The 3493-nt window shown below is 66.9% G+C and carries 2 protein-coding genes and 3 pseudogenes; 3 read left to right on the forward strand and 2 right to left on the reverse strand.

Annotated elements, in window-relative coordinates; genetic code table 11:
- The 3 genes and pseudogenes from AC08OU_RS23715 to AC08OU_RS23725 all read left to right on the forward strand — a co-directional run.
- On the forward strand, positions 1–103 hold a 103-nt coding region (locus AC08OU_RS23715), incomplete at its 5' end, for a sugar transferase (protein ID WP_476601737.1).
- 891 nt (positions 104–994) lie between these two features.
- Positions 995–1291, forward strand: a pseudogene (locus AC08OU_RS23720) (glycoside hydrolase family 16 protein); the annotation flags it as partial.
- 11 nt (positions 1292–1302) lie between these two features.
- Positions 1303–1449: pseudogene (locus AC08OU_RS23725) on the forward strand (family 16 glycosylhydrolase); the annotation flags it as partial.
- 316 nt (positions 1450–1765) lie between these two features.
- On the opposite strand, the gene AC08OU_RS23730 reads toward AC08OU_RS23725, so the two are convergent.
- Both AC08OU_RS23730 and AC08OU_RS23735 read right to left on the reverse strand, forming a co-directional pair.
- Positions 1766–2797 carry a glycosyltransferase family 2 protein gene (locus AC08OU_RS23730; protein ID WP_462189157.1) on the reverse strand — a complete coding sequence of 344 codons (1032 nt, stop codon included), beginning with the start codon at positions 2795–2797 and terminating at the stop codon, positions 1766–1768.
- A pseudogene (locus AC08OU_RS23735) lies at positions 2794–3493 on the reverse strand (glycosyltransferase family 2 protein); the annotation flags it as partial. The gene AC08OU_RS23730 and the pseudogene AC08OU_RS23735, both read right to left, overlap by 4 nt.

Genomic DNA, 3493 nt, shown 5'->3' on the forward strand with positions numbered 1-3493 from the left:
GCGCTTGGATCTGCGGTACGTGCAGAACTGGTCGCTGCCCCTCGACTTCTACATCCTCTGGCGTACCGTGTTCGCGGTCCTGCGCCGCGAGGGTGCGTACTAAAAGGGAGCGTACTGCGCCGTATCCGTCCCGGACCGTAGCCGGTCGCACAACACGGGCACGGTCGCCAACCTCAATGTGTGGTCAGGGATGCATCAGGCGGACCGAACCGCAACCAGGCCGGCCAGAACAGCTGCCGGTGCTTCCGTCTCGCCGTCCTCGCGTATAGTTTGCTCATCTGGCTTCGCAGCCCCGACCGGCCCTCCCTGCGTGGCGGGCACCTGTTCATGCTTGGCGTGCCGCGGACCCGCGGGTCCGTTATTCTAACGGCCGGTCTAGGTTTGATGCGCCTGGCGTCGACGTTAAAATTAAAATCTCCTCGGATAGCCACGGCCGATGTCCGGATGGCATGCTGGGTGCCGGGCAGACCGCGTCTTCGGAGTTGGCAATCCGTGTCCACGAGGAACCGTGTGCGACGGACAATGGCTACGGTCCTGTTACTCGTGCCGGTGCCGTCGCCGTCGCTGTCTGGGGAGCACGGTGGAGCGATCTGCGGCGGGGGTTGTCATGCGAAAGACCGTTCGGCGGCCCGACCGTCGACTTTTGATAGTTTTGTTGGTGCTGGTGGCCGCCTGCGGACCGGCTTGGACGTCCGATGGCGAGGATGGGGGGTCGGCCTTGCCCGGTGGGCCGACGTCAGCCTCGTCGACCCCGCAGCCGGGGATGTCGTCGGATCCGTCCGACAAGCAGCCTGCGTCGTCGGGGGCCTCCACCCTGCCGGCGTCCCCGTCCCCGTCCCCGTCCGCGCCGTCGGCTGTCAGTGATCCGCCGGGTTCGACGTCGACATGGGCGCCGAATCCGGTCTGGGGAACGCCGGTCTACGCCGACTCCTTCAACGGGAACACGCTCGACCCGAACCGGTGGACGATCTACGACTCGCCGCAGGTCCCGCTGATGCCCAGGTCACCGGCCAACGTCTCGGTGGCGAACGGCACGCTGCGGCTCACCGGATGGATCGATGCGGCTGGGCGTGACGTTTCCGGCGGTGTCGCCAGCCGCATCAACCTGCGGTACGGGCGGTGGGAGGCGCGGATTCGCGTGGAGCGGGGGTCCGGGTACTCGGCGGTGGTACTGCTCTGGCCGCAGTCTGAGAAGTGGCCGGTCGACGGGGAGATCGACGTCATTGAGGTCCCGGACCCGCAGCGTCAGGTCGGCAGTAACTTCCTTCATTTCGGCAGCGATAATCGGCAGTTGGAAAAAAAGTGTACGCTGATTTTACCCAGTGGCACACAGTCGGGGTGGAATGGTTGCCGAATCGTATCGTATATTATCTGGACGGTAAGCCAACCTGGACGGTCAGGCGGCCGACGAATGCGCGCGAACGCAATATGATCCCGGTAAAGCCGATGCATATGACGCTTCAGCATGATCGAGGCTGTTTTCAGGTGGTCCCGTGCAGGAACGCACAGACGCCGCCAACGGTCACGATGTTCGTCGACTGGATCAAGATCTACCGGGCGCCGGCGAACCTGCTCTGAGACGTCTGGCACAACGATGGCCGCAGTGGTGGCACAGGGGGTTTGGCGGGAGCGGTTGCCGCCGGGTGGGTGACCTACGTGACGAGGCGTGCCGGGTGTGGGTGACGGGGAGCCGAGACCTGCTCTCCGTCACCCACACCGCGCGGGTCCTCGCTCGGGTACGTTCCCGGGCCGGCCCTCATCGTGCTTAGCCTGCTCGGCGTCCGAGTCGCCCGCGTAGGTAGCCGCAGGATGTCGCGGCCACTCCGAAGACGATCGCCGCTGCGCGCGAGCGGTGACCGGCGCTGGACAGATCACGCCAGACAGCCCGGGGAAGGGTCCGACTCACATACGTCCGCTCCGCCTCCAGGGCTGATTCCTGGCCGACGAGCCCGGCAACCCGCGCCTTGGACAGTCCCTCGGCATAGCAGCGTCGCCGGAAGTAGGTGAAGGTTGTTCGTTCGGTGGTCACCCGATGGGCGACCACCGATGCGGGCTCGTAGAGAACGACCGCCTTCGGATCGGACTGGCGCAGCCGAATCCCGAACTCCGTCTCCTCGCAGCCCATCGGGTCCGTGCCTGTGCGGCCGATGCCGTGCGTGAAGTCGCCGACCGCATCGAAGGCCGAGCGCCGAAAGGACATGGATGCGCCGATCGGGTTGCGGACGGGCGCCCGTGAGGTGGGCAGACCCTCGTAGCTGCATCCGACGACCCAGTCGAACTCGGGCGGGAACCATGTGGGCCGGGTGGTGGGCCAGGCCGGACGGGCGGCACCACCGACTCCCATGACACGGGAATCGGCATACGGGGCAAGCATGCGCTCGAGCCAGCTCGGTTCCGCCCTGGCATCGTCATCGAGGAAGACGACGATGTCGCCTGTGGTGGCCGCGATGCCGGTGTTGCGTGCGCCGGACAGGCCGCGTGGGCCCGTGCTCGCCACCACGGTGACATCCGGCATGGCGCTGACGGCACGTCGCAGCAGGGCCTCGTTGTTGTCAACGACGAGGACAAGCTCGTCGTGTACCCCGAGTTGGTCGTGGGCGCTGGCGACGGCCGCGCAGAGGTCGTCCCAACGGGCCTCGGTGTAGCAGCACACGACCACGGACGCGCTCGGTCGGTCGTCAGCAGACCGCGACCCGGGAAGATGCGCGGCGTGGGGTCCGGTTCCGGTGCGACTACCGGAGCCGAGGACGCCGAACTGCCCCAGGCCTGGAATGCTGCTGGTCACATCGTGGGTCACGCGTTCTCCAGCCGCGTCGTGGAGGTGGTGATCGAGGCGGCGGGGCCGGCCGGGGTGCTCAGGCCGAGTGGGGTGGTCGGCGCATGCTTCTGCTCGGGGATGTCGAGCAGTGGGTGCGGCGGGACGGTGGCACGTGGCCGGATCCGGGCCTTGCCACGGGCCTCGACCAGGATGGTGCGCAGCACCCGGGTGCCGTCGGAGAGCGCGTTGAGGTTGCTGGCGCCATGGATCCGGTAGTGCTCGTAGCTGGGCACCTCGACTACGCGCATGCCGGCGAGCGCGACCCGCATGTTGATGAGGGTCTCGACTTCGAACCCATCACCCCATCGCTTCACCGAGTCGGTGCGGCCGGGCTCCATCTCCAGCACTGGCAGGCAATGCCGCCAGAAGGCGTTGTAGCCGTAGCATAGGTCGGTGTAGCGACTGCCGATCAGCAGGTTGACCAGGCCGTTGAATACCCGGTTGCCCAGGCGGCGCAGCTGGGTGATGTCGCTGCTCCCACCGCCAGCGCAGAAGCGGGAGCCCTTCGCGAAGTCTGCGCCGAGGACAAGCGCGGACACGATAGGCGTCGATCTCACCGGGATCGGCGGAGCCGTCCGCGTCGAGCATGACGATGATGGAGCCGGTGGCCGCCGCGAATCCACAGGCCAACGCGTTACCCTTCCCGCGGCGGGTCTGGTTTACGGGCTCTTCGAA

The sequence above is a fragment of the Frankia sp. CcMO1 genome (assembly GCF_977945845.1).